The 4,240-nt window shown below is 72.1% G+C and carries 4 protein-coding genes and 1 pseudogene; 2 read left to right on the plus strand and 3 right to left on the minus strand.

What is annotated here, in order from left to right; translation table 11 throughout:
- The 3 genes and pseudogenes from KS423_RS39790 to KS423_RS39800 form a co-directional block, all read right to left on the minus strand.
- Positions 1 to 348: pseudogene (locus tag KS423_RS39790) on the minus strand (hypothetical protein); the annotation flags it as partial.
- Positions 345 to 1,217 (minus strand): MoxR family ATPase, encoded by an 873-nt coding sequence (locus tag KS423_RS39795; protein ID WP_224284605.1) that lies wholly within the window; start codon positions 1,215 to 1,217, stop codon positions 345 to 347. The pseudogene KS423_RS39790 and the gene KS423_RS39795, both read right to left, overlap by 4 nt.
- A gap of 176 nt (positions 1,218 to 1,393) precedes the next feature.
- Complete coding sequence (locus KS423_RS39800; protein WP_224284606.1) at positions 1,394 to 2,065, minus strand: Tat pathway signal sequence domain protein; 672 nt, start codon at positions 2,063 to 2,065, stop codon at positions 1,394 to 1,396.
- Positions 2,066 to 2,542: 477 nt separating this feature from the next.
- On the opposite strand from KS423_RS39800, the gene KS423_RS39805 reads away from it, so the two are divergent.
- Both KS423_RS39805 and KS423_RS39810 read left to right on the plus strand, forming a co-directional pair.
- Positions 2,543 to 3,271 carry a TetR/AcrR family transcriptional regulator gene (locus KS423_RS39805; protein ID WP_224284607.1) on the plus strand — a complete coding sequence of 243 codons (729 nt, stop codon included), beginning with the start codon at positions 2,543 to 2,545 and terminating at the stop codon, positions 3,269 to 3,271.
- A 184-nt stretch (positions 3,272 to 3,455) separates the two neighbouring features.
- Positions 3,456 to 4,112, plus strand: a complete 657-nt coding sequence (locus KS423_RS39810; protein WP_224284608.1) for a DUF6230 family protein — start codon at positions 3,456 to 3,458, stop codon at positions 4,110 to 4,112.
- Positions 4,113 to 4,240: the final 128 nt, after the last annotated feature.

Genomic DNA, 4,240 nt, shown 5'->3' on the forward strand with positions numbered 1-4,240 from the left:
GAGGCGGTCGCGCAGCTGCTCGCGCAGCGGGTCGGGGCGGCCGAAGCGCGGCGGCTCGGGGTCGTCGGGGACCGGCGGCGGGTCGGCCCGGACGGCCTCCGGGGTGCCGACGCCGAGCGGGAAGAACAGGTCGAAGGCGGCGTCGAAGACCGATCGCTGGCCCTCCGAGCGCAGCAGGGCGGCGGCCAGGCCGGCCCGCATCTGCTCGCGGTCGGCGAAGCCCAGGACGTCCAGCACGGCGGCGGCGTCCACCGTCTCGGCGGGGCCGATCCGCAGGCCGTGCCCGCGCAGGGCGCGGACCAGGCCGGTGAGGCGGGCGGCGGTGTCCGTCGGGTGGGGCGTCGTCATGCGAGGGTGAGCTTCTCGGCGGCCCTGCGGACGTCGTCCTGGTGCTTGAGGATCACCCCGAGGGTGTCCCGGACGACCGTCTCGTCCAGGGTGTCGGCGCCGAGGGCGAGCAGGGTGCGGGCCCAGTCGATGGTCTCGGCGACGGAGGGCGCCTTGCGCAGCTCCATCGCGCGCAGCGCGCCGACGACCCGGACCAGCGACTCGGCCAGCGTCTCGTCCAGGCCGGGCACCTTGAGCCGGACGATCCGGCGCTCCAGCTCGGCCTCGGGGTAGTCGAGGTGGAGGAAGAGGCAGCGGCGGCGCAGCGCCTCGGAGAGCTCGCGGGTGGCGTTCGAGGTGAGCAGGACGAAGGGGCGGCGGCTCGCGGTGATGGTGCCCAGCTCGGGGACGGTGACCTGGAAGTCGCTGAGCACCTCCAGCAGCAGCGCTTCCACCTCGACGTCGGCCTTGTCCATCTCGTCGATCAGCAGCACGGTCGGCTCCTCGCCGCGGATGGCGGTGAGCAGCGGGCGGGTGAGCAGGAACTCCTCGCCGAAGATGTCGGTGCGGGCCTCCTGCCAGCCCTCGTCACGGCCGGCGGTGATCCGCAGCAGCTGCTTGGCGTGGTTCCACTCGTAGAGCGCGCGGGCCTCGTCGATGCCCTCGTAGCACTGGAGCCGGACCAGCCGGGCGCGGCCGATCTCGGCCACCGCCTTGGCGAGTTCGGTCTTGCCGACCCCGGCGGGGCCCTCGACCAGCAGCGGCTTGCCGAGCCGGTCGGCGAGGAAGACGGTGGTGGCCACGGCGGTGGAGGCCAGGTAGCCGGTGGCGGCCAGCTGCTCGGCGGCGTCCGCCACCGAGGTGAAGAAGCCCGTGCCGTTGTCGCTCATCAACCCGCCCCGTTCCGGTTCGCCGTCTCCGTGCGGCGCCACCCTACCGGCCGGTCACTTCGCTGTCTCGGGGGTGGGGCGGTGGTGTTGGTGCGGTACGGCGGTACGGCGGCGTGCGGCCCCGGTGAAGGTGCCGTACGCCGCCGTCGTCACGACGGGCCGGACGGGCCCTGGCGTCAGTTGACGAAGAGGAGCGGGCTGCCGGAGACGGAGCTGTCGACGACCGGGCCGTAGGTGGCACTGAAGTAGCCGGTCGAGAAGCACAGGCTCGGGCCGGAGGCCAGGGCGAACGGCTGGCTGGTGAAGCCGATGGTGTTGCCGGTGTTCGAGGTGGTGCCGTTGATCCCGGTGGTGTTCTGGTAGTTGCAGCTGATGCTGCCCAGGATGGTGTTGAGCACCACCGTGGTGCCCATCGCGCCGGCCGCGCCGGGGGTGAGCTTGACCGGGTTGCCGGCGGCGTCGCTGACGGTGTTGGTGTACGGCAGGTTGGTGACCGTGATGCTCTTGACGCCCGTGACACCGAGGACGTTGGAGGTGCAGGAGCCGAAGGTCTGGGTGTCGAGCCGCTCGACGGCGCTGCCCGGCGCGGCCGGGTTGGAGGTGACGGTCGCCGAGAAGGAGGAGGTGGCACACTTGATGCCGCTCGTCCCGGAGGCGCTGTTGTAGAACGTCGCGTAGGTGCCGGAGACCAGGCTGGCACTCAGCACGTCACCGACGGCGACGGCCGGGCCGGTCGGGCTGCCGGTGGTCAGGACTGCCGATCCGGCGGCCTGGGCGGGGGCCACGGCCGCGCCGGTGAGGGCGAGCGAGGCGAGGGCGGCGGTGGCGAGGGTGCGGCGGATGCGCATGGGTGTACCTCTCTCCGTCCGGTGGACGGGTGGGGGAATCCCCGCGTGCGGGTGTGGTGGTGTGCACGACGGGGGAGGTGCATGGCGTACCGGAGGCTTCGTACCGGAGGCTTCGGCTCATGCCGAGGGGCGGGCGGGCCCGGCGCCACGGGCCCGTCCGTGCGGTACGGCGGTGCGGACGTACGCGAGGTGAACGTACGGCGGTGCGGTGGTACGGCCTTGCGTACGGGCGGCGGCGTGGAACACCGCGGAACCGCGCGTTCGGTCGGGGACGTGCGGTGCCGTGGGGGCACGTCGACGGCTGCCACCGTCGCGGTCCCGCCTCCGCCGTGACCCCGTGGCCTGGGCGTTCGCCCCGGCCCGTCGGAGCCCCCGGAGGTCCCACCGGTGGGAGTTTGCTCGTCCACCGGTTGGAAACCTGTCAGTGTTGTAAACCCGGTGTTCCGTCAATGTCAATACAGGACACAGGAGTTGGTGATGGATCGGAAGTACCTCCGCGGAGCCGACGTGGTCCTGCTGCCGGGTGCCCGGACCGGCCGCGATCCGGCCCGCTCGATCAAGCCCGGCCCGCGCCGGCTGCCCGCCGGCGTGGTCGCCGCGACCCAGCGCGAGCGGCTGCTGGACGGGCTGGTGCGGACCGTCGCCGAGCGCGGCTACCAGCACGCCACGATCAGCGACATCTGCCGTGCGGCGGGCGTGACCAGGCCGGTCTTCTACGAGCTGTTCAGCGGCAAGGAGGACGCCTTCCTGGCTGCGCACCGGTACGGCACCGGCGTGGTGATCCAGCGGATGGGGGCGGCCTTCGCGGCCGAATCCGACTGGTGCCGGGGCGTTCGGAAGGCGCTCGGCGTGATGCTCCAACTGCTCGCGGGAACACCGGCGTTCGCCACGATGGCGGTGATCGAGATCGAGGCGGTCGGCCCGGCCGGCCGCCGTGAGCGAGCCCAACTGCTCACCAGGTTCCGGGCGTTCTTCGCCGACGTTCCCCAACTGCCCGGCGGTGTCGAGTCGAAGGAGATGGTGGATGCTGTGGTGGGCGGCGTCTACAGCGCGATCTATCGGCGGATCGACTCCGGCCGTACCGAACAACTGCTGGATCTCCTGCCGGTGTTGAGCATGTTCTGCCTGTCGCCGTTCCTCGGCCCGGCGGAAGCGGCCGAGCGGCTCGGGGTGAGGGACTGGCCGAGGCGGGTCGCGGATTGGTGAAGATCCTTCGTTCACCTGTATTGACCGGGCCAATACCGGGCAGTAGCTTCCCAGTTACTTACCGCGCTCCGACCTGACCCGCCCCGCTGCCGAGGGGCGGACGGACCGGTCGGGCCGGGGAACGCTGTCCGCGCCAGGACAACGTGCCAGTGCCTGCACACCCATCCACCCACAGGGAGCACACATGGCCATGTCCGAGGACGCCGCCACGGCGGCCGAGACCCCGCAGACGCCGAGCGCGTCGAGAAGAGGCCGGGTACGGCTGAAGCGCACCGCCCTGATGGCCGTACCGGCCGTCGCGGCCGGAGGCGTCCTGATGGCGCTCACCGCCCAGGGCGTGCTCGCCGCCCAGTTCTCCATCTCCGGTATGCCGTTCACCATCACCGCAGACAAGCTGGACGGTGAGGGCTTCGCGCAGTTCGGCGCGCTGGACTCGATGATCCCCGACAGCCCCAACGCGGGCTCCACCGGCGGCCAGGTGCTGGTCGCGGTGTCGGCGATCAAGAAGGCCGAGATCACCAACCTGTGCCAGAGCGTCGACCTCGGCGGCATCAACCTGGTGATCCACGCGGGCGACGGCGGCACCCCCGTCTCCGCCAGCAACCTCACCACCGACTCCGACCTGCTCTCCGGCGACGCGGAGTTCACCAACATCGAGATCGGCGGCGACGCCAGCACCTACACCAAGGCCGGCCCGATCGGCAAGGGTGGCCCCGGCGTGTTCGGCCAGCAGGCCGACACCGTCAAGCTGACCCACCTGAACCAGCACAACTACGCGAGCACCGCCGTCGGGTTCAAGCTGCCCAACCTGCGGCTGAGCTTCAGCTCCACGGGCTGCTGAGCATGACGGAGTCCGTACCGGAGCAGGCCGGCACCGGCGAGGCCACCGCGGCGCGGGCGGAGGGGGTGGTCGCCGAGGGGACGGCGGCCGCGCCCGCCCAGGCCGTGGCGGCCCCTGCGGCCGAGCCC

Source organism: Streptomyces sp. LS1784 (genome assembly GCF_020103755.1).
Classification (GTDB): domain Bacteria; phylum Actinomycetota; class Actinomycetes; order Streptomycetales; family Streptomycetaceae; genus Kitasatospora.

Excerpts from the sequence above, each read along its gene's own strand:
- KS423_RS39810 (WP_224284608.1), top strand. The coding sequence starts at position 3,456 with ATGGCCATGTCCGAGGACGCCGCCACGGCGGCCGAGACCCCGCAGACG.
- KS423_RS39805 (WP_224284607.1), top strand. The coding sequence starts at position 2,543 with ATGGATCGGAAGTACCTCCGCGGAGCCGACGTGGTCCTGCTGCCGGGT.
- KS423_RS39800 (WP_224284606.1), bottom strand. The coding sequence starts at position 2,065 with ATGCGCATCCGCCGCACCCTCGCCACCGCCGCCCTCGCCTCGCTCGCC.
- KS423_RS39795 (WP_224284605.1), bottom strand. The coding sequence starts at position 1,217 with ATGAGCGACAACGGCACGGGCTTCTTCACCTCGGTGGCGGACGCCGCC.